The organism is Streptomyces sp. NPDC046335, from assembly GCF_055587985.1.
The window spans coordinates 161,686-185,387 of the sequence record NZ_JBVJFF010000009.1 but is presented as its reverse complement, the minus strand read 5'-3'; the positions used below and the strand labels follow the sequence as shown (position 1 = coordinate 185,387).

The 23,702-nt window shown below is 71.6% G+C and carries 21 protein-coding genes; 15 read left to right on the top strand and 6 right to left on the bottom strand.

The annotated features are described in order from the left end of the window. Positions 1 to 135 precede the first annotated feature (135 nt). The 4 genes from ACZ6JY_RS23265 to ACZ6JY_RS23250 all read left to right on the top strand — a co-directional run bounded on the left by ACZ6JY_RS23265 (position 136) and on the right by ACZ6JY_RS23250 (position 5,183). On the top strand, positions 136 to 714 hold the full coding sequence (locus ACZ6JY_RS23265; protein ID WP_469198357.1) for a TerD family protein: 579 nt from the start codon (positions 136 to 138) through the stop codon (positions 712 to 714). Positions 715 to 810: 96 nt separating this feature from the next. Beyond that, positions 811 to 2,739 (top strand): TerD family protein, encoded by a 1,929-nt coding sequence (locus ACZ6JY_RS23260; protein WP_469198355.1) that lies wholly within the window; start codon positions 811 to 813, stop codon positions 2,737 to 2,739. 291 nt (positions 2,740 to 3,030) lie between these two features. Further along, on the top strand, positions 3,031 to 4,038 hold the full coding sequence (locus tag ACZ6JY_RS23255; protein WP_469198353.1) for a TerC family protein: 1,008 nt from the start codon (positions 3,031 to 3,033) through the stop codon (positions 4,036 to 4,038). A gap of 44 nt (positions 4,039 to 4,082) precedes the next feature. Beyond that, positions 4,083 to 5,183 (top strand): calcium:cation antiporter, encoded by a 1,101-nt coding sequence (locus ACZ6JY_RS23250; RefSeq protein ID WP_469198351.1) that lies wholly within the window; start codon positions 4,083 to 4,085, stop codon positions 5,181 to 5,183. A 1-nt stretch (position 5,184) separates the two neighbouring features. Here ACZ6JY_RS23250 and ACZ6JY_RS23245 read toward each other — a convergent pair whose 3' ends face one another. Then, entirely contained in the window at positions 5,185 to 6,243 is a 1,059-nt protein-coding gene (locus tag ACZ6JY_RS23245) for a S66 family peptidase (RefSeq protein ID WP_469198349.1), read from the bottom strand. A 76-nt stretch (positions 6,244 to 6,319) separates the two neighbouring features. On the opposite strand from ACZ6JY_RS23245, the gene aroQ reads away from it, so the two are divergent. After that, on the top strand, positions 6,320 to 6,793 hold the full coding sequence (gene aroQ / locus ACZ6JY_RS23240; protein WP_469198347.1) for a type II 3-dehydroquinate dehydratase: 474 nt from the start codon (positions 6,320 to 6,322) through the stop codon (positions 6,791 to 6,793). Between the two features lie 58 nt (positions 6,794 to 6,851). Here aroQ and ACZ6JY_RS23235 read toward each other — a convergent pair whose 3' ends face one another. After that, positions 6,852 to 7,508 (bottom strand): MBL fold metallo-hydrolase, encoded by a 657-nt coding sequence (locus ACZ6JY_RS23235; protein WP_469198345.1) that lies wholly within the window; start codon positions 7,506 to 7,508, stop codon positions 6,852 to 6,854. Between the two features lie 10 nt (positions 7,509 to 7,518). Next, on the bottom strand, positions 7,519 to 8,202 hold the full coding sequence (locus ACZ6JY_RS23230; protein WP_469198343.1) for a maleylpyruvate isomerase family mycothiol-dependent enzyme: 684 nt from the start codon (positions 8,200 to 8,202) through the stop codon (positions 7,519 to 7,521). A 228-nt stretch (positions 8,203 to 8,430) separates the two neighbouring features. Here ACZ6JY_RS23230 and uvrA point away from each other — a divergent pair, with 228 nt between their 5' ends. Beyond that, on the top strand, positions 8,431 to 11,508 hold the full coding sequence (gene uvrA / locus ACZ6JY_RS23225) for an excinuclease ABC subunit UvrA (protein ID WP_469198341.1): 3,078 nt from the start codon (positions 8,431 to 8,433) through the stop codon (positions 11,506 to 11,508). A 201-nt stretch (positions 11,509 to 11,709) separates the two neighbouring features. Beyond that, positions 11,710 to 12,477 carry a crotonase/enoyl-CoA hydratase family protein gene (locus ACZ6JY_RS23220; protein WP_469198339.1) on the top strand — a complete coding sequence of 256 codons (768 nt, stop codon included), beginning with the start codon at positions 11,710 to 11,712 and terminating at the stop codon, positions 12,475 to 12,477. 8 nt (positions 12,478 to 12,485) lie between these two features. On the opposite strand, the gene ACZ6JY_RS23215 is transcribed toward ACZ6JY_RS23220, so the two are convergent. After that, the gene (locus tag ACZ6JY_RS23215; RefSeq protein ID WP_469198337.1) at positions 12,486 to 13,070 is read right to left on the bottom strand and encodes a YceI family protein; all 585 of its coding nucleotides are present in this window, start codon (positions 13,068 to 13,070) and stop codon (positions 12,486 to 12,488) included. A 101-nt stretch (positions 13,071 to 13,171) separates the two neighbouring features. On the opposite strand from ACZ6JY_RS23215, the gene ACZ6JY_RS23210 reads away from it, so the two are divergent. Then, positions 13,172 to 14,029, top strand: coding sequence for a helix-turn-helix transcriptional regulator (locus ACZ6JY_RS23210; RefSeq protein ID WP_469198336.1), 858 nt, complete (start codon positions 13,172 to 13,174; stop codon positions 14,027 to 14,029). A gap of 1 nt (position 14,030) precedes the next feature. Here ACZ6JY_RS23210 and ACZ6JY_RS23205 read toward each other — a convergent pair whose 3' ends face one another. Next, positions 14,031 to 14,960, bottom strand: a complete 930-nt coding sequence (locus tag ACZ6JY_RS23205) for a carbohydrate kinase family protein (protein ID WP_469198334.1) — start codon at positions 14,958 to 14,960, stop codon at positions 14,031 to 14,033. A gap of 201 nt (positions 14,961 to 15,161) precedes the next feature. Between ACZ6JY_RS23205 and ACZ6JY_RS23200 the strand changes: the two genes are divergently transcribed. After that, positions 15,162 to 15,584 (top strand): Rieske (2Fe-2S) protein, encoded by a 423-nt coding sequence (locus tag ACZ6JY_RS23200; protein WP_469198332.1) that lies wholly within the window; start codon positions 15,162 to 15,164, stop codon positions 15,582 to 15,584. Positions 15,585 to 15,621: 37 nt separating this feature from the next. On the opposite strand, the gene ACZ6JY_RS23195 is transcribed toward ACZ6JY_RS23200, so the two are convergent. Beyond that, positions 15,622 to 16,605: a hypothetical protein gene (locus ACZ6JY_RS23195; protein WP_469198330.1), complete on the bottom strand. Its 984-nt coding sequence runs from the start codon at positions 16,603 to 16,605 to the stop codon at positions 15,622 to 15,624. A 229-nt stretch (positions 16,606 to 16,834) separates the two neighbouring features. Here ACZ6JY_RS23195 and ACZ6JY_RS23190 point away from each other — a divergent pair, with 229 nt between their 5' ends. From ACZ6JY_RS23190 to whiA, 6 genes are all read left to right on the top strand, one after another. Then, positions 16,835 to 17,461 carry a papain-like cysteine protease family protein gene (locus tag ACZ6JY_RS23190; protein WP_469198328.1) on the top strand — a complete coding sequence of 209 codons (627 nt, stop codon included), beginning with the start codon at positions 16,835 to 16,837 and terminating at the stop codon, positions 17,459 to 17,461. 5 nt (positions 17,462 to 17,466) lie between these two features. Beyond that, positions 17,467 to 18,300 carry a hypothetical protein gene (locus ACZ6JY_RS23185; RefSeq protein ID WP_469198776.1) on the top strand — a complete coding sequence of 278 codons (834 nt, stop codon included), beginning with the start codon at positions 17,467 to 17,469 and terminating at the stop codon, positions 18,298 to 18,300. A gap of 72 nt (positions 18,301 to 18,372) precedes the next feature. Further along, entirely contained in the window at positions 18,373 to 20,523 is a 2,151-nt protein-coding gene (uvrC, locus tag ACZ6JY_RS23180) for an excinuclease ABC subunit UvrC (RefSeq protein WP_469198326.1), read from the top strand. Then, positions 20,520 to 21,455 (top strand): RNase adapter RapZ, encoded by a 936-nt coding sequence (rapZ, locus tag ACZ6JY_RS23175; protein ID WP_469198324.1) that lies wholly within the window; start codon positions 20,520 to 20,522, stop codon positions 21,453 to 21,455. Before uvrC ends, rapZ begins: the two co-directional genes overlap by 4 nt. After that, on the top strand, positions 21,452 to 22,474 hold the full coding sequence (locus ACZ6JY_RS23170) for a gluconeogenesis factor YvcK family protein (RefSeq protein WP_469198322.1): 1,023 nt from the start codon (positions 21,452 to 21,454) through the stop codon (positions 22,472 to 22,474). Before rapZ ends, ACZ6JY_RS23170 begins: the two co-directional genes overlap by 4 nt. Beyond that, entirely contained in the window at positions 22,465 to 23,454 is a 990-nt protein-coding gene (gene whiA, locus ACZ6JY_RS23165; RefSeq protein ID WP_447036702.1) for a DNA-binding protein WhiA, read from the top strand. Before ACZ6JY_RS23170 ends, whiA begins: the two co-directional genes overlap by 10 nt. The last annotated feature ends 248 nt before the right edge of the window (positions 23,455 to 23,702 follow it).

The following is a 23,702-nucleotide window of genomic DNA, read 5'->3' as shown; positions in this document are numbered from 1 at the left end:
ATCCGGCGTACTGGCTGGTCTGTTGCAAGACCGCCACAAAGTACGGCCCGCGCTGCTGCTCCGCAGATGGCGCTGCATAGGGTGCTGGGCAGCCGCAGAAGGCGGTTGCCCAGGCAGTTCGAGAGAGGACAGCGCGTGACGGTCAACATGACCAAGGGTCAGGCCATCAACCTGCAGAAGGACGACGGGGGCGCCCTGTCCGCGGTGCGCATGGGACTCGGGTGGCAGGCGGCTCCGCGCCGGGGCCTGTTCGGCTCCCGTACCCGCGAGGTCGACCTGGACGCCTCGGCGGTCCTCTTCGCGGACAAGCAGCCGGTGGACGTGGTCTTCTTCCGTCACCTGGTCAGCGACGACGGCTCGGTGCGGCACACCGGGGACAACCTCGTCGGCGGCGTGGGCCAGGGCGGCGACGACGAGGCGATCCTCGTCGACCTGCAGCGGGTTCCCGTCCACATCGACCAGATCGTCTTCACGGTGAACTCCTTCACCGGCCAGACCTTCCAGGAGGTGCAGAACGCGTTCTGCCGCCTGGTCGACGAGACCAACGGCCAGGAGCTCGCGCGCTACACCCTCGACGGCGGCGGCCAGTACACCGCCCAGATCATGGCGAAGGTCCACCGGGCGGGCCCGGGCTGGCAGATGACGGCCATCGGCAACCCGGCCAACGGCCGCACCTTCCAGGACCTGATGCCGTCGATCCTGCCGCACCTGTAAGCACGGCGGCACGACAGCACGTCCGCACACACATTGGTACGTCGGTACGCATGAGCACGAGGGCTCGACGGGGGCCCTTCTAGGGGGAACGAAGCGATGACGGCCGAGCTGGTGCGGGGGCAGAACCACCCGCTTCCCTGGACCCGTCTGGAGATCCGCGTCTCGGCCGGTGAGCCGATCGTGGCGGGGGCCACGCTCGGCGACGACCAGGGCAGGGTCCGCGGCGTGGAATGGGTGGCCCATCCGGGCTCGCCCACCCTGCCGGGGCTCGAGGTGTCCCAGCAGGCGGCGGCCGACCACCGCCTCGCCGTGGACCTCGGCGCCCTGCCGGACACGGTCCACCGGGTCAACGTCCTGCTCGCGCTGCCCGTCGGTGCCGGGGGACCGGTCAGCTTCCGCGGCCTCGCCGCACCCTTCGTCGCGGTCACCGGACTCGACGGCGCGGAGGCGGCCAGCTACACCATCACCGACCTGGACACCGAGTCCGCCGTCGTCGCCCTCGAGCTCTACCGCCGCCAGGACGCCTGGAAGGTCAGGGCCGTCGGCCAGGGGTACGCGGGCGGGCTCGCCGACATGCTCACCGACCAGGGCCTGCCCGAGGCCCACGAGCTGGCGGGCGCCATCGAGGACGCGGTGGCCCGGGGCCTGGCCCGTTCCGTCGCCGTGCCGCCGCCGCGCCCCGCCGACGGCACGCGGGTGCGCACGGCCCCGCCCGCCCCGTCCGCTCCCACGCCGCCGGAGGACGCCGCCGCGCCGGCCGCGGGCCCGCAGGGGCAGCCCGCCCCCGGCCCACGGCAGCCGGGCGGCGGCCCCGTCGACTACACCCACCCCGGACGCCGGACCACCGCGCCCCCGCCGCCGCCACCCGCGGCGCCCGCGGCCCAGCCCGGCCAGGCCGCGCGGCCCGTCGCGGGGGACGCCACCGGGTGGTCGATGGAGGAGCGGCTCTACAACCAGGTGTGGGGCATGTTCGAAGACCTGGCCCGCACCACGGCGGCGTACCGCAGCGCAGTCGACTTCGCCGACTCCCGCATGGAGCAGGAGCTCGACAAGGTCCTCTCCGACCCGCGCAGCCGCATCGGCGGCGCCGGTGACGCGGCCCGCGACACCGCGCGCGCCAAGCACGCCGACCTCACCGGCCAGGCCAGGGCCGCCCTCGACCGCGATCTCGCCCAGCTCGCCGCCGAGGCCGACGTCGTCGAGCCCGCCCTGCCCCTGGCGTTCGCGGCCTGGAGCAACCCCGTCTGGCACGCCTATCGCGCGCCCATGGAGATCCCGATGGCACTCCGCCTCGGCGACCTCCACCTCCCCGAGCGCATCGACCTGCGCATCCCGATGCTGGTCAGGCTGCCCCTGGAGCGCGGCCTGTGGATCGACAGCGGCAAGGCCCTGACCAACACCTTCACGGACTCGGCCGAGCTGCGCCGGCTCGCCGTCGACACTGCCGTGGCGCACGCCGCGCGGCTGCTCGCGGTCTATCCGGCGGGTGAGTTCTCCGTGCATGTGATCGACGCGGCGGGTTCGGCGGCCGGCGCGTTCGCCCCGCTGGTGTCGGCGGGCGTCCTGGCCGGACCACCGGCCTCCGGGGCCGCCGGGGTCTCGGAGGTGCTCGCCGGGCTCACCCAGCGCGTGGACCTGGTGCAGATGGCGGTGCGCGGCGGAGCCGCCGACGCGCTGCCCCCGGACCTCGACGTCGCCGAGCAGCTCCTGATCGTCAACGACTTCCCGCACGGCTTCGACGACCGCGCGGTGACCCGGCTCCGCTACCTCGCGGACGAGGGCCCGGCCGTCGGCGTGCACCTCATGATGGTCGCGGACCGCGAGGACGCCGCCGAGTACGGCCCGCTGCTCGACCCCCTCTGGCGGGCGCTGCTGCGGCTCACCCCGGTCCCGGACGACCACCTCGCGGACCCGTGGGTCGGTCACACGTGGACGTACGACCCGCCGTCCTTCCCGCCGGGCAGCGACGTCCTGCGGCAGCTCCTCGACCGGATCGCGGCGGCCCGGCGCGACGGCGGCCGCTGAACCACGGCTTCCGGATCCGTCGGTGCCCCGTCGCGCCATGGCGTCAAAGCGACTTTATCCACCCGCTGAACAGGTCTTTTGATTCTCGTTTGCCATCTCCTTTACCAACCCTTGGTGTTTCCCGTACTCTGGAAGCCGCGGAGGGGAGTACTCCCGGCTGCGACGTACCCGTCAATACGGACCGCCATCGGTCCCGGGGCGTCGGCCCGACTCACGGCACAGACCGATCGGGTGGAAGAGACCTCCGGCAGCGACGACGCTGATCAGTAGCCGTACGACGCCGGAGGCGCAGTGGACGTTTCAATGACCCTGTGGACGCTGACCATTCTTGGTCTGTGTGCCCTGATCGCAGTCGACTTCTTCATCGGGCGCAAGCCCCATGACGTGTCGATCAAGGAAGCCGGAACCTGGACGGTCGTCTGGATCGCCCTCGCGGCGATCTTCGGCCTCGGCCTGCTGGTCGCGGGCGAGAGCCAGGCGTCCGGTGAGTTCTTCGCGGGCTTCATCACCGAGAAGTCCCTGTCCGTGGACAACCTCTTCGTCTTCATCCTGATCATGGCGAAGTTCTCGGTGCCGTCCCACCTCCAGCAGCGGGTGCTGCTGTTCGGAGTGCTGATAGCCCTGGTCCTGCGCGCGATATTCATCGCCGCCGGCGCCGCGGTCATCGCCAACTTCTCGTGGGTCTTCTACATCTTCGGCGCGTTCTTGATCTACACCGCCTGGAAGCTCATCCAGGAGGCCCGTGCCGACGAGGAAGAAGAGGACTGGGAGGAGAACCGCCTCCTGAAGTCCGTCGAGAAGAGGTTCGGCGTCTCGGACCGGTACGAGGGCACGAAGCTGTTCATCAAGAAGAACGGCAAGAAGATCATGACGCCTCTCATGGTCGTCATGCTCGCCATCGGCACCACCGACGTGCTCTTCGCGATGGACTCCATCCCCGCGATCTTCGGCCTCACCCAGGACCCGTACATCGTCTTCACGGCCAACGCCTTCGCGCTCATGGGCCTGCGGCAGCTCTACTTCCTCATCGGCGGACTGCTCAGGAAGCTGGTCCACCTGAGCTACGGCCTCTCGGTGATCCTCGGCTTCATCGGCGTGAAGCTCGTGCTGCACGCCCTGCACGAGTCCGGGGTGCACGTCCCCGAGATCTCCATCCCGGTCTCGCTCTCGGTGATCTGCGGTGTCCTGGTGATCACCACGATCACCAGTCTCATCGCCTCCAAGAAGCAGGCTGAGAAGCAGGCGGCGGAGGAGTCGGCGGAGGAGTCGACCGAGACCACGACCGCCGGCAGCAAGTAGGGGACCGAGTAGCGGCACCCAAGCGCCCGGGGCAGCATCGAGTCATGGTCACTCGGCTCCGGGCGCTCGGCATGCAGTGGACGACGGTGGTCCCCTTCCTCGCCGTCGTCCTCCTCGTCCTCACCTGGGGCCGCGACCTGCCCGGCATCGTCGTCGCCGTGGTGACGCTGATCCTCGCGGGAGCGGTGCTCTCCGCCGTCCACCACGCCGAGGTGATCGCCCACCGCGTCGGCGAACCCTTCGGCTCGCTGGTCCTCGCCATCGCGGTGACCATCATCGAGGTGGCGCTCATCGTCACCCTCATGGCTGACGGCGGCGACAAGAGCTCCACCCTGGCCCGCGACACCGTCTTCGCCGCGGTGATGATCACCTGCAACGGCATCGTCGGACTCTGCCTCCTGGTCGGGGCGCTCCGCCACCGCGTCGCCGTCTTCAACCCCGAGGGCACCGGCGCGGCCCTCGCGACCGTCGCCACCCTGGCCACGCTCTGCCTGGTCCTGCCGGCCTTCACCACCACCAAGCAGGGCCCGGAGTTCTCGACCAGCCAGCTCACCTTCGCCGCGATCGCCTCGCTCACCCTGTACGGACTGTTCGTCTCCACCCAGACCGTGCGGCACCGCGACTACTTCCTGCCCCTGACCAAGCGGGGCGAGGTCATCGACGCCGATGCCCACGCCGAGGTCCCCTCCTCACGTCAGGCCCTGACCAGCCTCGGACTGCTCGCGCTGGCCCTGGTCGGCGTCGTGGGCCTCGCCAAAGGCGTGTCGCCGACGATCGAGTCGGGGGTGGCGAGTGCCGGCATGCCGCATGCCGTCGTCGGCGTGATCATCGCCCTGCTCGTCCTGCTCCCCGAGACGATCGCGGCCGTGCGCGCCACCCGCAGGGACCGCGTGCAGACCAGCCTGAACCTTGCCCTCGGCTCGGCGATGGCCAGCATCGGGCTGACCATCCCCGCCGTCGCGGTCGCCTCCGTATGGCTCTCCGGACCGCTGGTGCTCGGCCTGAGCGCGACCCATATGATCCTGCTCGTCCTCACCGTGATCGTCGGCACGCTCACCGTCGTGCCGGGGCGCGCCACACCGTTGCAGGGCGGCGTCCACCTGGTGCTGTTCGCGGCGTATCTGGAGCTGGCGATCACCCCGTAGGTCAGTAGGTGACCGTGATCCGTCGCTGCGGACCGTCCACCCGTACGGTGCCCCCGTAAGGGATCACCAGTTGGGGATCGGTGTGCCCGAGGTCCACGTCGAAGACCGCCATGGTCTCCGGCGCGTACGTGTCGAGCGCCCGCAGCACGGCCGCGCGCTGCTCACGCGCGTGTGCCGCCTTCGCGTCCGCGTCCAGCGGGCGGGCGAAGGACCAGGTCTTGGGCCGCCCCATGAGCAGGGCAGGGAAGCGGCGCAGCAGCCCGCGCTCGCCCATGTTGCGCAGGATGCGGAACACCTGTTCGGCGCCGATGAGTTCCTCGGAGGTCTCCAGGAACAGCACGCAGCCGTCGTACGCCGACAGGTCCCCGGCGATCTCCCGGTCCGTCATCAGGAGCCAGGAGAGGATCTCCGGCTCACCGCCCCAGGACCGCCCTTCGACGACGCGCTCGGGCCGGTGCCAGTACCAGCCGCCGCCCGGCTCGGTCGGGGGCTCCACGGCGAGCGCCGCGGCGTCGTCCCACGGCACGTCGACGTCGCGGAAGCGCTCGGCGGGGCGCAGTTCGTGGGGCCCGGAGGTGAAGAGGGCGGCGCGCAGCGACTCGGCGGTCAGGGGCGCCATCGCGCCGGGGCGGCCGAGCTCGCACATGACGGACGAGCCGTGGTACCCGACCACGCCGCACTGCCAGAGGAAGGCGAGCAGGTTGGTGTTGTCGCTGAACCCGAAGAACGGCTTCGGGTTGGCGCGGATCAACTCCCGGTCCAGGTACGGCAGTACGGTGATCTGGTCGTCGCCGCCGATGCTCGCGATGACGGCCTTGATGGCCGGATCGGCGAACGCCGCGTGGATGTCGTCGGCCCGCTCACGGGGCGTCGAGCCCATCTTCCGCGTCGCGGGGTACTCGACCGGTTCCAGGCCGAAGTCGTCCCTGAGGCGTCGCAGGCCCAGCTCGAAGGGGAGCGGGAAGAGGCCCGGGAGGCCGCTGGACGGGGAGATCACGGCGACGCGGTCACCGGGGGAGGGCTTGGGCGGGTAAGAGGGTCCGGCGGCTTTGGCGATCATGGCGAGCAGAATAGAGCCGTACGGGTGTCAGGGGCACCCGGGTTCCGGCGCGCGGGAGGCGTGATAGACCTCCTGCATGACCCTCAGTACCCGCAGCCTCGCCACCGCGCCGATCATGATCCTGAACGGTCCGAACCTGAACCTCCTCGGACGCCGGCAGCCCGAGATCTACGGCACCGACACCCTCGCGGACGTCGAGGCCCTGTGCGCCGAGGCGGCGGCGGCCCACGGCGGCACCGTGGACCTGCGGCAGAGCAACCACGAGGGCGAGCTGATCGACTGGATCCACGAGGCGCGCGAGCAGCACGCGGGGATCGTCATCAACCCTGCGGCCTACTCCCACACCTCGGTGGCGATCCTGGACGCGCTCAACACCTGCGACGGCCTGCCCGTGGTGGAGGTGCACATCTCCAACATCCACCAGCGCGAGCCCTTCCGGCACCACAGCTATGTGTCGCAGCGCGCCGACGGCGTCATCGCGGGATGCGGAGTCCAGGGGTACGCGTTCGCGGTGCAGCGGGTGGCGGCGCTGGTCTCCGCGAAGGCGTGACGCTCACCTCCACGGAGACCGGCGCCGCCCCGGTTCGCAGGCCGCGCGCCGCCCCGGTTCACCAGCCGCGGGCGCGCCACTCGCCGAGGTGCGGTCGCTCGGCGCCCAACGTCGTGTCGCTGCCGTGGCCGGGGTAGACCCAGGTCTCGTCGGACAGCGTCCCGAAGATCTTCGTCTCGACGTCGCCGAGGAGGCTCGCGAAGGCCGCCGGGTCGTTCTGCGTGTTGCCGACGCCGCCCGGGAAGAGGCAGTCGCCGGTGAAGACGTGCGCGTGGCCGTGCGGGTCGTCGTAGACCAGCGCGATCGAGCCCGGCGTGTGGCCCACCAGGTGGCGGGCGGTGAGCTCGACCCTGCCCACGCGGATCGTGTCGCCGTCGTCGACGGGGACGTCCGTCGGCACCGGGATGCCCGCGGCGTCCGCGCGGCCCGCGTACGTCCGCGCGCCGGTCGCCTCGACGACGGCCGCCAGCGCCTGCCAGTGGTCGCCGTGCTGGTGCGTGGTGACGACGGACGCGATGCCGTCGTCACCGATCAGGGTCAGCAACGTCCCGGCGTCGTTCGCCGCGTCGATCAGGAGCTGCTCGCCGGTGGCCCGGCAGCGCAGCAGATAGGCGTTGTTGTCCATCGGCCCGACCGCGACCTTCGAGATCATCAGGTCCGGCAGTTCGTGCACATCCGCGGGTCCGCCGACCTTCACCGCTCCGCTGTACGTCATGTGCGTCACCCTATAGCGGCGGCAGAGGGGGAAGGAGGCCCCCTTCGGCCGTCAGGGCGGAGCCGTCACGGCGGCCGGCGAGCCAGCCGACCACGTCGGGCGCCGACCCGGAGACGGTGACTTCGGGTGAGCCCTCCCTGCCCGTGCTCCACGCGTGCGTGCCGTCCGTGACGCGGGTGGGCGGGACGTCGGGGTTGCCCGCGAAGCGTGCGGTGAGGAAGGCGGTCTCGCGCCGCACGAACTCCGCGGGCAGGTCCTCCAGCTCGTACCCGATGCCGAGGTCCACGTGGTGCAGCTCCACCTCGCCCCAGCGGCGGAACGGGACCCGGGACGCGGAGTCGGTGACTCCGTTGCGCATGGTGATGGTGCGGGACCAGTCGGCGGGGAGCGCGGCCTGCGCCTCGAAGCGGGCCATGGACTCGCGGACGTCGTCGAGCTGCTCGGACAGCGGCCGCGGGGCGTCGCGCTCGATGTCGGTGTCGCGCTGCTGCGCGCTCTCGTACATGGGCCGTCCCGCGAGGACGTTGACCAGGGCGTCCGCGTTCCGCGCGAGGTGGGCGAGGACATGGCCGCGGGTCCAGCCCGGGAGCCGTGACGGCTCGGCGGTCGAATCGTTGTTCAGTTTCGACGCTGCGCTGAGCAGTCGGTCGGTCGCGTCACGTACAGACGCCAGGTCGCGCACATGATCAATCATGTCCCTGACGATAGCTGGGTCACACGTCCGGGTGAAGGCTCCTGGATACAGCGCTAATCGAATGTGCGTGCGATATGGTCGAAGGCGGCATCGGGCATTCTTGTAGGTCCCGGCTTGTTGTGTACGTGGAACCAGGGAAGCGGCCCGGCGTTGTCAGTGGCTCGCCCTACTCTGTGAAAGACGGGGGTTCCACCCCTGTCACTTCTCCCAAGAAAGGTGCGGACCGGCGTGGCCGACCGTCTCATCGTCCGTGGCGCGCGCGAGCACAATCTCAAGAACGTCTCGCTCGACCTCCCGCGTGACTCCCTCATCGTGTTCACCGGACTCTCCGGGTCGGGCAAGTCCTCGCTCGCGTTCGACACGATCTTCGCCGAGGGCCAGCGGCGGTACGTCGAGTCCCTCTCCTCGTACGCCCGGCAGTTCCTCGGCCAGATGGACAAGCCCGACGTCGACTTCATCGAGGGTCTCTCCCCGGCGGTCTCCATCGACCAGAAGTCGACCTCGCGCAACCCGCGCTCGACGGTCGGCACCATCACCGAGGTCTATGACTACCTGCGCCTGCTCTTCGCGCGCATCGGCAAGCCGCACTGCCCCGAGTGCGGCCGGCCGATCGCCCGGCAGTCGCCGCAGGCCATCGTGGACAAGGTCCTCGAACTGCCCGAGGGAAGCCGCTTCCAGGTCCTCTCGCCGCTGGTGCGCGAGCGCAAGGGCGAGTTCGTCGACCTCTTCGCCGACCTCCAGACGAAGGGGTATTCCCGCGCGCGGGTGGACGGCGAGACGATCCAGCTCTCCGAGCCGCCCACGCTGAAGAAGCAGGAGAAGCACACCATCGAGGTCGTCGTCGACCGCCTCACGGTGAAGGACTCCGCCAAGCGCCGCCTGACCGACTCCGTGGAGACCGCCCTCGGCCTCTCCTCGGGCATGGTCGTGCTCGACTTCGTCGACCTCCCTGAGGACGACCCCGAGCGCGAGCGCATGTACTCCGAGCACCTCTACTGCACGTACGACGACCTCTCCTTCGAGGAGCTGGAGCCCCGCTCCTTCTCCTTCAACTCGCCCTTCGGCGCCTGCCCCGACTGCACCGGCATCGGCACGCGCATGGAGGTCGACCCGGAGCTGATCGTCCCCGACGAGGACAAGTCGCTCGACGAGGGCGCCATCCACCCCTGGTCGCACGGGCACACCAAGGACTACTTCGCCCGGCTGGTGAACGCGCTCTCCGACGCCCTCGGCTTCGCCACCGACATGCCCTGGGCCGGACTCCCGCAGCGCGCCAAGAAGGCCCTCCTTCACGGCCACAAGACCCAGATCGAGGTGCGCTACCGCAACCGGTACGGCCGCGAGCGGGCCTACACCACCGCCTTCGAAGGGGCCGTCCCCTTCGTCAAGCGGCGCCACAGCGAGGCCGAGAGCGACTCCAGCCGCGAGCGCTTCGAGGGCTACATGCGCGAGGTGCCCTGCCCCACCTGTGAGGGCACGCGCCTCAAGCCGATCGTGCTCGCCGTCTCGGTGATGGGCAAGTCCATCGCCGAGGTCGCCGCGATGTCCATCAGCGACTGCGCGGACTTCCTCGGCGAGCTGAAGCTGGGCGCCCGCGACAAGAAGATCGCCGAGCGTGTCCTCAAGGAGGTCAATGAGCGGCTGCGCTTCCTGGTCGACGTCGGCCTCGACTACCTCTCGCTGAACCGCGCCGCGGGCACCCTCTCCGGAGGCGAGGCCCAGCGCATCCGCCTGGCCACGCAGATCGGCTCCGGCCTCGTCGGCGTGCTCTACGTCCTCGACGAGCCGTCCATCGGCCTCCACCAGCGCGACAACCACCGGCTGATCGAGACGCTCGTACGCCTGCGCGACATGGGCAACACGCTCATCGTCGTCGAGCACGACGAGGACACGATCAAGGTGGCCGACTGGATCGTCGACATCGGCCCCGGCGCGGGCGAGCACGGCGGAAAGGTCGTGCACAGCGGTTCCCTGAAGGAGCTGCTGGCCAACGACAAGTCGATCACCGGGCAGTACCTCTCGGGCAAGAGGGCCATCCCGGTGCCTGACCTGCGCCGCCCGGCCGTCCCCGGCCGGCAGCTCACGGTGCACGGCGCCCGGGAGAACAACCTCCAGGACATCGACGTGTCCTTCCCGCTCGGCGTCCTCACGGCCGTCACGGGTGTCTCGGGCTCCGGCAAGTCCACGCTGGTCAACGACATCCTGTACACACACCTGGCCCGCGAGCTGAACGGCGCGAAGTCCGTCCCCGGCCGCCACACGCGCGTGGCGGGCGACGACCTCGTCGACAAGGTCGTGCACGTCGACCAGTCGCCCATCGGCCGCACCCCTCGGTCGAACCCGGCGACGTACACCGGAGTCTTCGACCACGTCCGCAGGCTCTTCGCGGAGACCACGGAGGCGAAGGTGCGGGGCTATCTCCCGGGCCGCTTCTCCTTCAACGTCAAGGGCGGGCGCTGCGAGAACTGCTCCGGCGACGGCACCATCAAGATCGAGATGAACTTCCTGCCGGACGTCTACGTCCCGTGCGAGGTCTGCCACGGCGCGCGCTACAACCGCGAGACGCTGGACGTGCACTACAAGGGCAAGTCCATCGCCGAGGTCCTCGACATGCCGATCGAGGAGGCGCTCGGCTTCTTCGAGGCCGTGCCCGCCATCGCCCGGCACCTGAGGACGCTCCACGACGTCGGCCTCGGGTACGTCCGCCTCGGCCAGTCGGCGCCCACCCTCTCCGGAGGCGAGGCCCAGCGCGTGAAGCTCGCCTCCGAGTTGCAGAAGCGCTCGACGGGCCGGACGGTGTACGTCTTGGACGAGCCGACCACCGGTCTGCACTTCGAGGACATCAGCAAGCTGATCACGGTCCTCTCCGGTCTGGTCGACAAGGGCAACACGGTCATCGTCATCGAGCACAACCTCGACGTCATCAAGACCGCGGACTGGGTCGTCGACATGGGCCCCGAGGGCGGCAACGGCGGCGGTCTGGTCGTCGCCGAGGGCACGCCGGAGGAGGTCGCGGGGGTGCCGGCCAGCCACACCGGCAAGTTCCTGCGGGAGATCATCTCGGCGGACCGCATCAGCGACGCGGCGCCTTCGCAGGGCCGCAAGCCCGCCGCGAAGGCGAAGAAGGCCACCACCAAGAAGGTGGCGGCCGCCGCGACGGCCCCGGCCAAGAAGACGGCCACGGCCAGGACGGGCGCCGCCAAGAAGGCCGCGGCCCCGGCGAAGACGGCAGCCCCGAAGAAGACGGCGGTGGCCGGCAAGAAGGCCGCCGCCCCGAAGAAGGCGACGCGGGCCCGCAAGGCCTGACGCCAAGGTTCCGCGCAGGCGCAGACGCAGACCGAAGCGCCTCGCCCCTCACCCAGGGGCGGGGCGCTTTCTTCGTACGTACGACGCCCCGTGGACGGGACGTACGTGTTCCAGGAGCGCCCGGCCGCAGGGCGAAGCCTGAGCCGCCGCCGGCCCCCGTTCCCCTTGTCCGGCGGCTCCGGTCATGGTCCGCTGGCCCCCATGCCGGTACGCATCGAACGTGAAGGCCCCGTCACCACCGTGGTGCTCTCCCGTCCCGCCGTGCGGAACGCCGTCGACGGGCCCACCGCCCGTGCCCTCGCCGACGCCTTCCGCGCCTTCGACGCCGACCCCGGTGCCGCCGTCGCCGTGCTCTGGGGCGAGGGCGGCACCTTCTGCGCGGGCGCGGACCTCAAGGCCATCGGCACGCCCGAGGGCAACGGAGTGACGGAGGACGGCGACGGCCCCATGGGCCCCACCCGGATGCGCCTGTCCAAGCCGGTGATCGCCGCGGTCTCGGGACACGCGGTCGCGGGCGGCCTCGAACTCGCCCTCTGGTGTGACCTGCGGGTCGCCGAGGAGGACGCCGTACTCGGGGTGTTCTGCCGTCGCTGGGGGGTTCCCCTCATCGACGGCGGGACGGTACGGCTGCCCCGCCTCATCGGGGAGAGCCGCGCCATGGACCTGATCCTCACGGGCCGCCCCGTCGGCGCGGCGGAGGCGCTCGGCATGGGCCTGGTCAACCGCACCGTCCCGCCCGGCACCGCGCGCGCCGCGGCGGAGCGGCTCGCCGCCGAGATCGCCGCCTTCCCGCAGACCTGCCTGCGCCACGACCGGCTCTCCGCCCTGGAACAGGGCGGCCTGTCCGAATCCGACGCCATGGCGGGGGAGCTGCGGCACGGCCTGCGCTCCCTGGGCGAGGCGGCGCAGGGCGCGGCACGGTTCGCCGCGGGAGAGGGACGGCACGGGGCGTTCACGGAACCCGCCTGAGCCGCGGGTCAGCCTTCCTGCCCCGCGACGGGCTCCAGGAACTGCATGTCGAGCTGGATCTTCACCACCTCGCCGAGCAGACCCGGCGCGAAGTCGAGCCCGAACTCGCTGCGGCGGATCTCGCCGGAGGCCTCGAACCCGGCGTGCCTGCGCTCGCTGCCGGGGAAGGCCTCGACGCCGCCGAACTCCACGGCCAGCGTGACCGGCCTGGTCACGTCGCCGATGGTCAGCTCGCCCTCCATCGTCCACTCCTCGTCCGAGCCGTGGATGCGCGTCGAGCGGAAGGCCAGCGTCGGCCGCTTCCCGACGTCGAGCAGATCCGAGGCGAGCACGTGCGCGTCCCGGTCCTTGTTGCCCGTGTCGATCGAGGCGATGGCGATGGTGGCGGTCACCGAGGAGTCCTCGGCGCGCTCGCCCACCACCAACTCGGCCTGTACGTCGGTGAAGCGGCCCCGCACCTTGGAGATGCCGAGGTGGCGGATGGAGAAGTTCACGGCGGAGTGGAAGGGCTCGATGTCCCAGACCCCGGCGGCCAGCGGCAGAGCGGGCGCGGAGGTGGCGGCAACGGTCGTGTCGGTCGTCTCAGGAGTCATGCGCCCACCTTGCGACGGGCCGGGCACGTGAGGAAGGCCGAGCCGAGACTGGTAGTGACAGGGCCACGATGGAACACCACGTCCGCTGCTACGTTCGGACCGTGAGCGACAACGACCTCGGCGCCTTCCTCCGCGCGCGCAGGGAAGCAGTGACCCCCGTCGAGGTCGGGCTGCCCTCCGGCGTCCGTCGCCGCACACCGGGCCTGCGCCGCTCCGAGGTCGCGACCCTCGCCGGAATCAGCGTCGAATACCTGACCCGGCTCGAACAGGGCAGGGACCGCCACCCCTCCCCGCAGGTGCTCGGCGCGCTCGCCGACACGCTGCGGCTGACCGTCGAGGAACGCTTCCACCTGCGCCGTCTGCAGAAACAGCTGGGCGACGGCGACCCGTGCTGCCCGGCGGCCGTGCCACCCGCGGACTCGGTCCGCCCCACCGTGCGCGCCATCCTGGACAGCCTGGAGCCCGCGCCGGCCGTGCTGCTCAACCGCCTCGCCGACATCCTCGCGTGCACCACGGGCTACCGGCGGATCGCCGAACCCCTCGGTGTGCTGGACGGGGAGCGGCCGAACCTCGCCCGGTTCGTCTTCACCGACGAGCGGGCCCGCGCCGCCTACCCCGACTGGGACCGCGTCGCCGACGGCCTGGTCGGCCACCTCAAGACGGAGTCCACGCTCGACGATCCGCACGTCGGCGGGTTCACCGACGAGCTGACGGTCGTGGCGGGCGCCCCCTTCAGCGACCGCCTCGCGGGCGTGCCCGTGCTGCCCCGGCGCACCGGCGTCGAACGGTTCACCCACCCCGAGGCGGGCGGGCTGCGGCTGTCGTACGAGACGCTCTCGCTGCCCGACGCCGATCCGCAGCGCCTGACCGTCTACGTCCCCGCCGACGACGCCACCTCGGCCGCCCTCGACCGGCTCAACGGCCGCAGACCCGGCGGTCTGCACGCCGTCAACGGCTAAGCTACCGGCCGAGTTCCTTCGCGTACGGCGGCTCCGCGCCGGCCCGGGAGCAGGTGATCGCCGCCGCGCGGGCCGCGAAGCGCAGGACGGCCTCCCAGCCCTCGGTCGCCAGGCCGCGCAGGGCGTCCGCCGAGAGCGCGTCCCGTTCGGCGAGGCCGTGCAGGAGCGCCGCGTTGACCGTGTCGCCCGCGCCGATCGTGTCCACCACGTCGACCCGCTCGCCGGGCACGTCCAGCTCCACGCCGTCCCGCGTGTACAGGGAGAGGCCGTCGCCGCCGCGCGTGACCACCACGGCCGCGGGCCCCTGGGCCAGCCACTCCCGCGGGGTGCCGCCCAGCCAGTCGGCGTCCTCCCGCGACAGCTTGAGCAGCGTGACCGAGGGCAGCCAGCCCGTGAACCGCGCGCGGTAGGCGTCGGCGTCGGGGATGAGCGCGGCCCGTACGTTGGGGTCGAGCGCCGTGAACACCCCGCTCGCCGCCGCGTGCCGCAGCAGCTCCTCGTACGCGCTCGCGCCCGGCTCAAGGACCAGCGAGCAGGTGCCGAACGACATGGCCCGTACGCCGTCGGGGAGCCGCCCGGGGGCGGTGAACAGCCGGTCGGCCGTGCCCTCGACGTAGAAGGAGTACCCGGCGGAGCCGTCCTCGCCGATCGAGGCCACGGCGAGCGTCGTCGGCTCCGGGCCGCGCTGCACGTACGAGATCCCGACCCCGGCCGCCCGCAGCCCGTCGAGCAGCGCCTCGCCGAAGGCGTCCCGCGAGAGGCGCGAGCAGAACGCGACGGGGGAGCCGAGGCGGCCGAGCGCCACCGCGGTGTTGTACGGGCCGCCGCCGAGGCGCGGCGCGAGGTCGGGCAGGACCGCGCGGCCGTCAGGGGCGCGGCCCGCCTCCTGCGGCACGAGGTCGATCAGGGCCTCTCCGGCGACGACGATCACGGGCGGTTCCTTCCGGGCGCTGCCTTGGCTGGGCTCGGGCCGCGCGGCACGCCGGCCCGGCGTCCCGCACAGGCTAGGCCGTGCGCGGCCCCGCGTCGGCAGGCGGGCAGCACTCGGGCACGCTCGCGCCCGACCCGGTCGCGGCGTCCCGCACCGGTATGGTCTGATCCGTCACCGATGCCCCTGACCTGTGGAGACGCCATGTCCGGCATGCCCCCCGCCCGCCGCACCGTGCTGCGGGCCGCCGCTCTCGCCCCGGCCGTCGGGCTCGGGCTCACCGCCTGCTCGTCGGGCGAGGGCGGGTCGAACCGCTCGGCGCCGACCGCGCCGGTGGACCTGGGCGCGGCCGACGATGTGAAGGTCGGCGCCTCGAAGCTGTACACGGACAAGAAGGTGGTCGTCAGCCGGATCTCCGAGGACGAGTACACGGCGTACAGCTCGATCTGCACGCACGCGCGGTGTCCGATCAACAAGCTGGAGGGGCACAAGCTCATCTGCCAGTGCCACGGAAGCCAGTTCGACGCCACCAACGGCAAGGTGCTGCACGAGCCCGCGGTCACACCGCTGCCCGAGCTGCCGGTGAAGGTGGAGAACGGCAGACTCGTCGCGGGCCCGGAGGCCTGAATTCGCGGCTGGACCGTCCCGCGCGCGGGACGGCCGGTCACTCCCAGTCCCAGGCGATGCCGAGCAGCCCCGCCCGTACCCGCGGCTCCACCAGATGCACCGACCGGTGGCTGCCGCTCAGCGTCAGTTCCTGCCGGCCGCCGCGCGGGGCGCCGGCCGAGTGCTGGGTGAAGCGGTGGCAGCGTACGGGCAGGGCCTGGTCGTCGAAGCGGACCTGGAGCGCGTACTGGCCGCCCGCGAAGGGGAAGCCGCGCAGATACTCGGTGGCCGCGCCCGCCGTGCCGTCCTCGAACCCGTAGCCGAACAGATGCGTGTCGCCCGCCCGCAGCCGCGCGTCGAAGAGCAGCTCCGCGACGAGGACCCCCGTGCTCCGGTGCCAGCGCACCCGGCCCGTGCGGCAGTTCTCCAGGGCGTGCACGCGCACCCGGTCGGGGGCGCAGCCGGAGTCGCCGTGGTAGATGGCCACGTAGCGGTCGACGCCGTCCCGGTGGGCGCGCACGATGTGCTGCGACTCGCGCCCCGTCATCTCGCGGTGCGCGCCGATCCGCACCCGCTCATGGTGGCCGATGGTGTGCAGGCCCCCGTCGGAGGGGAGGCCGAGCTCGGCGAGGAGCGTGCGCAGCACGTCCGACGCCTCCACCAGGGAGCGGTACGAACGGGCGGTGGGCCGTTCTCCCTCGATGTGCTCGGCAGGCCGGGCGAGCAGCCGGACCAGTGACTCCCCGGGGAGCTGAAGGATCTCCTCCAGGGCGCGTACGGCACGCAGCGACTCGGCGCGCTGCGGGCGGCGCACGCCCTGCTGCCAGTAGCTGAGGCTGGTCACCCCGACGTTGATGCCCTGCTGCGCCAGATGGTGCCGTATGCGCTGCAGGGGCAGCCCGCGCGCGGCGATCGCGGCACGCAGCGCGGCGTGGAAGGGGCCGGTGCGCAGGGCGGCCGTGAGGTCCGCCGGGTCGTCGTCCGGTGGCCGTGCCGTGTCCGCCGCGGACGCGCTCTTCGCGAGCTGTGTTCCGTGCCGCAAAGTCGTGCTCCTTCTGTGAACGTTCACACCTGCCGGCCGGGCGTTCGCGCCGGTCGGAGCGGACCAGCAGGTCGGCGCAAGGCTTTCGTTCACACCCGTACGCCCGCCGTTCACGGCCCAGGTGATTTCGCATTGAAGCGTGTTGACCTGCATCGGACAACACTCGATGCTCAATCGCAGCGTCCGGACGCGCTCCTCCACTCCTCACACCCCACCCGGGAGGAACGCGATGCGCCCACCCCACAGCAGGAGCAGCAGCGGCAGACGCAGGGGCCTCAGCGCCCTCGCCGTCGTCGCGGCGGCCCTGTTCACCGTTCCCACGGCGACCGCCACGGCGGCCCCCGCCCCCGTCACCTCCGCCGACTCCTCCGCCCTGGCCACCAAGCGCCTGAACATCACCATGCAGGCGCAGCAGAAGACCAACTGGTGCTGGGCCGCGGGCGGCAACACCATCGCGGCCTACATGGGCCGCAACTACAGCCAGAACCAGTTCTGCAACGCCGCCTTCGGGCGCAGCCAGAACACCGAGTGCCCCAACAACCAGGCCACCCTCGGCAACGTGCAGACCGGCCTGCGCTGGGCGGGCATCAGCCCCGGCTCGTACGTCACCGGCTGGCTCCGCTACTCCACCGTGCAGTCCGAGATCAACGCGGGCCGCCCGATGGAGACCCGCATCCAGTGGTCCAACGGCGGCGGCCACATGCACGTCCTCTACGGCTACGACGACGCCAGCAGCTGGGTCTACTGGGGCGACCCCTGGCCCTCCAGCGACCGCTACAACTGGGCGTCGCACGCCTGGTACGTCGACAACAACACCTTCTCCTGGACCCACTCGCTCTACCGGATAGGGGCGTGACCGCGATGACCCGCCGCCTTCCCCGCCGCCTGGCCAAGACCGCGCTCGCCGGTTCGGCCGCCACGCTGCTGCTCGGCCTCACGGCCCCCGCGGCCTCCGCGGACTCCGGTCCGCCCGCCCCCTCCGCGGCCTCCCGTGCCGCCGCGCACAAGGCCGCGGAGACGCCGGGGACCCTCGACACGCTCTCCCGGTTCTTCGCCCGCGAAGGGGCGGTGACCAAGGCCGCGGCCGACCCGCGGGTCGAGGGCAAGGCCGTGCCCGTGTACTACCTCTCCCCGGAGTTCGTCGCGGGCGAGAAGGGGGCACCGGTCGCCCGCCTGGAGTTCCTCGCCAGCAAGGCCGTCTCATCCGACGGCCAGAAGGCCTCCCTCTGGACCGTCGAGCGGGGCCGCTCGTGGCAGGTGGTGAACATCGCCACCGGGGACGACGAGACGCGCTACGCGCGCGTGGGCGCCGACAAGCTCCCCGGAGGCACCGTCTTCCACGAGCCGCAGATCAACGCCTGGTACGTCCAGGGTGACGTGCGGGGCCACGCGCGCGTGCTGCCGCTCGACAAGGACGCGGTACGTGCCGTGGGCGCCGAAGGCACCTCGCTCACCGCCTACCGCGAGCGCGTCCACAAGGCGTACGGCGACAAGCTGCCGGGCTCGGCGTACGCGAAGTCCGGCAAGGCGGGCGGCTACGAGGAGAAGACCGGCCGGACGGGCGGCCAGGAGCAGGCCTCCGAGTCCTCCGGGACGCCCATGACGGTGGCTTCCTCGGCCGCCGGAGCCGGTGCGCTGCTCGCGCTCGGCCTCTCGGTGGCGGCCCTGCGGCGCCGGGGGCACCGGCGCGGCTGAGGGGTTCGCGGCCGCCCCGGCCCATGGCCCGGGGCGGCCGGTCTGTCGGTGGCCGCCAGTAGGCTGTCCGTCATGGCCGACCCTTCCAGCTACCGCCCCAAGCCGGGACAGATCCCCGACGCCCCGGGGGTCTACAAATTCCGCGACGAGCACCGCCGGGTGATCTATGTCGGGAAGGCCAAGAGCCTGCGCCAGCGCCTGGCGAGCTACTTCCAGGACCTGGCGGGCCTCCATCCGCGTACGCGCTCCATGGTCACGACCGCGGCCTCCGTCGAGTGGACCGTGGTCAACAACGAGGTCGAGGCGCTCCAGCTGGAGTACTCCTGGATCAAGGAGTTCGACCCCCGGTTCAACGTCAAGTACCGCGACGACAAGAGCTACCCCTACCTCGCGGTGACGATGAACGAACAGTTCCCGCGGGTCCAGGTGATGCGAGGCCACAAGAAGAAGGGCGTGCGGTACTTCGGTCCCTACGGCCACGCCTGGGCGATCCGCGACACCGTGGACCTGCTCCTGCGCGCCTTCCCGGTCCGCACCTGCTCCGCCGGCGTGTTCAAGAACGCCGCCCGCACCGGCCGCCCCTGCCTGCTCGGCTACATCGGCAAGTGCTCGGCGCCCTGCGTGGAGCGCGTCACCCCCGAGGCCCACCGGGAGCTGGCCGAGGACTTCTGCGACTTCATGGCGGGCCGCACGGGCACCTACATCCGCCGCCTGGAGCGGCAGATGGCGGACGCCGCCGAGGACATGGAGTACGAGAAGGCGGCGCGGCTGCGCGACGACATAGAGGCGCTCAAGAAGGCGATGGAGAAGAGCGCCGTCGTGCTCGCCGACGCCACCGACGCCGACCTCATCGCCCTCGCCGAGGACGAGCTGGAGGCGGCCGTCCAGATCTTCCACGTCCGCGGCGGCCGGGTGCGCGGCCAGCGCGGCTGGGTCACCGACAAGGTGGAGGCGGTCACCAGCGGTGACCTAGTCGAGCACGCCCTCCAGCAGCTCTACGGCGAGGAGACCGGCGACGCTGTGCCCAAGGAGGTGCTCGTCCCCGCGCTGCCCGACCCCCTGGAGCCGGTGCAGGAGTGGCTGACGGAGCGCCGCGGGGCCAACGTCTCGCTGCGCATCCCGCAGCGCGGCGACAAGAAGGCCCTCATGGAGACCGTCGCGCGGAACGCGCAGCAGTCCCTCGTCCTGCACAAGACCAAGCGCGCCTCCGACCTCACCACGCGCTCCCGCGCCCTGGAGGAGATCGCCGCCGCCCTGGAGCTGGACAGCGCCCCGCTGCGCATCGAGTGCTACGACATCTCGCATCTCCAGGGCGACGACGTCGTGGCCTCGATGGTGGTCTTCGAGGACGGTCTCGCCAGGAAGAGCGAGTACCGCCGCTTCCAGATCAAGGGCTTCGAGGGGCAGGACGACGTCCGCTCCATGCACGAGGTGATCACCCGCCGTTTCAAGCGCTACCTCTTCGACAAGGAGCGGACGGGGGAGTGGTCCCCCGAGGACGCCGACAACGCCGCCAACGGTGACAACGGCGACAACGGCGTCCCGGGCCTGACCGAGGAGGACGGGCGGCCCAAGCGGTTCGCGTATCCGCCGCAGCTCGTCGTGGTCGACGGCGGCCAGCCGCAGGTCGCCGCAGCCAAGCGCGCCCTCGACGAGCTCGGCATCGACGACATCGCGGTCTGCGGCCTGGCCAAGCGCCTGGAGGAGGTCTGGGTCCCTGACGAGGACGACCCGGTGATCCTGCCGCGCACCAGCGAGGGGCTCTATCTGCTGCAGCGCGTACGTGACGAGGCGCACCGCTTCGCCATCACCTACCAGCGGACCAAGCGGGCCAAGCGCTTCAAGGCGGGGCCGCTGGACGAGGTGCGGGGCCTGGGCGACGCCCGCAAGCAGACCGTGATCAAGCACTTCGGTTCCGTGAAGCGGCTCCGCGCGGCGACGATCGACCAGATCTGCGAGGTCCCCGGGGTGGGCCGCAAGACGGCCGAGGCCATCGCGGTGGCCCTCGCCCAGGCGGCACCCCCCGCCCCCGCGGTCAACATGACGACCGGCGAGATCCTGGAGGACGAGGAAACCGCGGAGCTCCCCGCGGAAGCCGCTCCGGTGGCCGAGAATCAGGAGCTCCCCGCCGCGGGCACTTCCCGCGGTGAGGAGAGCGTTGAAGAGAGTGGGGAGCCCGTGACCACGGGCTTCACCGAGGAACGACGGGGGCAACAGACATGAGCGAGCACGACGAAGGTGGAGAGCAAGTGAGTGCGGGAGCGCCCATCGAGACGCCCGGAGTCCCCGAAGCGGCGATCCCCGAGCTGGTGATCATCTCCGGCATGTCGGGTGCCGGACGCAGCACGGCGGCCAAGTGCCTGGAGGACCTCGGCTGGTTCGTCGTCGACAACCTGCCGCCCGCGCTGATCCCCACGATGGTGGAGCTCGGCGCCCGCTCGCAGGGCAACGTGGCACGCATCGCGGTGGTCGTCGACGTACGCGGCAGGCGCTTCTTCGACAATTTGCGCGAGTCCCTGGCCGAGCTGGAGTCCAAGAACGTCACGCGGCGCATCGTCTTCCTTGAGTCCTCCGACGACGCCCTGGTCCGCCGCTTCGAGTCGGTCCGCCGTCCGCACCCCCTCCAGGGCGACGGCCGCATCGTGGACGGCATCGCGGCCGAGCGCGACCTGCTGCGCGAGCTGCGCGGCGACGCCGACCTGGTCATCGACACCTCCAGCCTGAACGTGCACGAGCTGCGCGCGAAGATGGACGCCTCGTTCGCGGGCGAGGAGGAGCCCGAGCTGCGGGCCACCGTCATGTCCTTCGGCTACAAGTACGGCCTGCCGGTCGACGCGGACCTGGTCGTGGACATGCGCTTCCTGCCCAACCCCCACTGGGTGCCGGAGCTGCGCCAGTACACCGGACTGAACGAGGAGGTGGCGGCGTACGTCTTCAACCAGCCGGGCGCCAAGGAGTTCCTCGACAGGTACGCGGAGATGCTCCAGCTCATCGCCGCGGGCTACCGCCGCGAGGGCAAGCGGTACGTGACGATCGCCGTCGGCTGTACGGGCGGCAAGCACCGCTCCGTCGCCATGTCGGAGAAGCTCGCGGCGCGCCTGGCGTCCGAGGGCGTGGAGACCGTCATGGTCCACCGGGACATGGGGCGCGAGTGAAGCCGACCCGCCGGACCGTCCGCCTGAGCCGTCTGGGCCGCAAGCGGGGCACCCAGCCGAAGGTGGTCGCGCTCGGCGGGGGCATGGGCCTGTCCGCCTCGCTCGCCGCGCTGCGCCGCATCACCGGGGCCGGAGACCTCACCGCCGTCGTCACGGTCGCCGACGACGGCGGCTCCAGCGGCCGCCTCCGCGACGAGCTGGGCGTGCTGCCCCCCGGTGACCTGCGCAAGGCGCTCGCGGCGCTCTGCGGCGACGACGACTGGGGCCAGACCTGGGCCCGCGTCATCCAGCACCGCTTCCAGTCCAAGGGCGACCTGCACGAGCACGCGGTCGGCAATCTCCTGATCGTCGCCCTGTGGGAGCAGCTCGGCGACCACGTCCAGGCCCTGGACCTGGTGGGACGCCTGCTCGGCGCGCAGGGCCGCGTCCTGCCCATGTCGGCCGTGCCGCTGGAGCTCCAGGCCCTGGTCAAGGGGCACGATCCGGCGCGCCCTGAGGACATCGACACCGTCCGCGGCCAGGCCACGGTGGCGCTCACCCCGGGCGAGGTCCAGTCCGTGCACGTGGTGCCGAGCGACCCGCCGGCCGTCCCCGAGGCGGTCGCCGCCGTCCTCGACGCGGACTGGGTGGTGCTCGGCCCCGGCTCCTGGTTCTCCTCCGTGATCCCGCACCTCCTGGTGCCGGAACTGCTCGACGCGCTCACCGAGACGAAGGCCCGCAGGGTCCTCTCGCTCAACCTCGCGCCGCAACCGGGAGAAACCGATGGGTTCTCTCCGCAGCGTCATTTGGAGGTTTTGGCCCGACACGCCCCTAAACTCGCCCTGGACGTGGTGCTGGCCGACGAGGCCGCCGTGCCCGACCGTGAGTCACTCACCGATGCCGCGAAACGGTTCGGCGCCACGGTCGAGCTGGCGCCGGTGGCCCGGCCCGACGGAACTCCGAGGCACGATCCGGAGCTCCTGGCAACCGCGTACGACCGTATTTTTCGGATGCATGGAAGGATCGGCCCATGGCGATGACGGCAGCGGTGAAGGACGAGATCTCCCGGCTCCCCGTCACCCGGACCTGCTGCAGGAAGGCGGAGGTCTCGGCGATCCTGCGGTTCGCGGGCGGCCTTCACCTGGTGAGCGGCCGCATCGTGATCGAGGCGGAGCTGGACACCGCGATGGCGGCACGACGCCTGAAGCGGGACATCCTGGAGATCTTCGGGCACAGCTCGGAACTGATCGTGATGGCTCCCGGCGGTCTGCGGCGCGGTTCGCGTTACGTCGTCCGGGTGGTCGCGGGCGGCGATCAGCTCGCCCGCCAGACGGGCCTCGTGGACGGCCGCGGCCGTCCCATCCGGGGTCTGCCGCCGCAGGTGGTCTCGGGGGCCACCTGCGACGCGGAGGCGGCCTGGCGCGGGGCGTTCCTCGCGCACGGCTCGCTCACCGAGCCGGGGCGTTCCTCGTCCCTGGAGGTGACCTGCCCGGGACCGGAGGCCGCTCTCGCCCTGGTCGGCGCCGCGCGCAGACTCCAGATCTCCAGCAAGGCGCGCGAGGTCCGGGGCGTGGACCGGGTCGTCGTGCGTGACGGGGACGCGATCGGCGCGCTGCTCACCCGCCTCGGGGCACACGAGTCGGTCCTCGCCTGGGAGGAGCGGCGGATGCGGCGCGAGGTGCGCGCCACCGCCAACCGCCTGGCCAACTTCGACGACGCGAACCTGCGCCGTTCGGCGCGCGCGGCCGTCGCCGCGGGCGCCCGGGTGCAGCGCGCCCTGGAGATCCTCGCCGACGAGGTGCCTGAGCACCTGGCCGCCGCGGGCCGGCTGCGCATGGAGCACAAGCAGGCCTCCCTGGAGGAGCTGGGCGCGCTCGCCGAGCCGCCGCTGACCAAGGACGCCGTGGCGGGCCGTATCCGCCGTCTGCTCGCGATGGCCGACAAGCGGGCCCAGGACCTGGGCATCCCGGGCACGGAGTCCAACCTGGCCGATGACCTCGCCGACAACATGGCGGTCTGAACAACCGCCTCGTACGTCTGAGCGGTCCGGCGCGCGCGCCTCGTACGTCTGAGCGGTCCGACGCCCGCGCCCCGTACGTCTGAGCGGTCGGCCCGCGCCCCATACGTCACACGAGCCGCCGGTGCCTCACAGGGCACCGGCGGCTTCCGTTTCCCGTGGCACCCACCTCTACCCGCCGTATTGACATGATCATGCACTGTCACGAGCCTGGCATCCGGCACGTCAGTGCCGGACAACCGCAAGGGGGG